The organism is Mesorhizobium sp. M2A.F.Ca.ET.037.01.1.1, from assembly GCF_003998075.1.
Taxonomy (GTDB): domain Bacteria; phylum Pseudomonadota; class Alphaproteobacteria; order Rhizobiales; family Rhizobiaceae; genus Mesorhizobium.
In genome coordinates, this window is record NZ_RZSA01001518.1 from 1 (window position 1) to 961 (window position 961).

Genomic DNA, 961 nt, shown 5'->3' on the forward strand with positions numbered 1-961 from the left:
CACCCGAAGGCTTAGAATGTCAATCACCTGCTCGCGAAAATCGACACCCGCTGCTTGGCCTGAAGGGCGGCCGGTGCTAGCGAAGACAGGGGGAGAACCGGCCTTGGCGTCCAGCATCCACGATCTCGCGCGTCATCTGAACATTTCGATCGGCACCGTCTCGCGCGCGCTGAACGGCCGTGCCGATGTCAATGCGGAGACGCGCCAGCGCGTGCTGGAGGCCGCCAGGAAGCTGAACTATTCGCCCAACCAGTCGGGCCGGAGTCTCAGGAAAGGCGCCACCCATTCGATCGCCTTCATGCTGCAACCGCACCCTGGCGACCAGCAATATGGCGAGCCGTTCTTCATCCCTTTCCTGACCGGTCTGCAGGCGCGGCTCGCCGAAAGCGAGCTCGATCTGATGGTCGTTATGGGTGAGCCCGGTCAATATCAGCCGGAGAGGCTGCGCCGCGTGGTTGAGACGCGCCGGGCCGACGCGGTCGTGTTGGCCAATACACGGCGGGAAGACGATCGGATCGACTATCTCAGCAAGGCCGGCTTTCCCTTCGCCACGCTTGGCCGAAGTCAATCCGGCGGCGACACCTATCCTTCGCTCGATATCGATTTCGAGAGGGCGGGTGAGGAAGCCGTCGACCGGCTGGTCGCGCGCGGCCACCGCCGCATTGCAGCCATCCGCCCTTCGCTCGATCTCAACTTCGGCTACCTGTTCCTCGACGGCTACCGCAAGGCGCTGCAGCGGCACGGCATCGAGGTCGACCCCGGCCTGATCGCCGACGGCTTCATCAACGAGACCGGCGGCTATCAGGTGACGCCGCGCGTGATGCTCTCCAAGGATCGGCCGACAGCCGTCATCTTCAACAATGACGCCATGGCGCTCGGCGGCTGCAAGGCGCTGGCCGAGATGGGCATTAGGCCCGGCCACGACATCGCGGTGATCGTCATTGTCGACACGCCGCTTTGC

General features: G+C 64.3%; 1 protein-coding gene. It reads left to right on the forward strand.

The genetic code is table 11. From position 1 onward, the window contains the following. Positions 1–103: 103 nt before the first annotated feature. Positions 104–961: LacI family DNA-binding transcriptional regulator (locus tag EOA27_RS38030; RefSeq protein WP_145970888.1), on the forward strand; the 858-nt coding region annotated here is incomplete at its 3' end.